Below are 645 nucleotides of genomic sequence, written 5' to 3' on the forward strand. Positions count from 1 at the left end.
CGATCCCAACGCGCCGGTGCCACCGCCGCCGCCGCCGGTCGACCCGAATGCACCGCCACCCCCGCCGGTGGACCCGAACGCCGGCCGGGTCGCCAATGCCGTCGGTGGCTTCAGCTACGTCCTGCCCCCGGGCTGGGTGGAGTCGGACGCTTCCCACCTGGACTACGGCTCGGCGCTGCTGAGCAAGACGACCGGGCCGCCGCCGCTGCCCGACCAGCCGCCACCGGTCGCCAACGACACCCGCATCGTGATGGGCCGGCTGGACCAGAAGCTGTACGCCAGCGCCGAGGCCAACAACGCCAAGGCCGCGGTGCGGCTGGGCTCGGACATGGGCGAATTCTTCCTGCCGTATCCGGGCACGCGAATCAACCAGGAGAGCACCCCGCTCACCGGCGCCAACGGCATCACCGGCAGCGCCTCCTACTACGAGGTCAAGTTCAGCGACGCGTCCAAGCCCAACGGTCAGATCTGGACCGGCGTCGTCGGGCTGCCCGCGGCGAACACGGGTGGGCCGCCCCAGCGCTGGTTCGTGGTGTGGCTGGGCACGGCCAACGACCCGGTGGACAAAGGCGCCGCCAAGGCGCTGGCCGAGTCGATCCAGCCGTGGGCGGGCCCGCCCGCCCCGCCGGCGGGACCCCCGCCGGC

1 protein-coding gene is annotated in these 645 nt (G+C 73.3%); it reads left to right on the forward strand.

Going from position 1 to position 645, the window contains the following annotated elements:
- Positions 1-645: alanine and proline-rich secreted protein Apa (locus HMPREF0591_RS30120; RefSeq protein WP_007172686.1), on the forward strand; the 645-nt coding region annotated here is incomplete at both ends.

The organism is Mycobacterium parascrofulaceum ATCC BAA-614, assembly GCF_000164135.1.
GTDB classification, from domain to species: domain Bacteria; phylum Actinomycetota; class Actinomycetes; order Mycobacteriales; family Mycobacteriaceae; genus Mycobacterium; species Mycobacterium parascrofulaceum.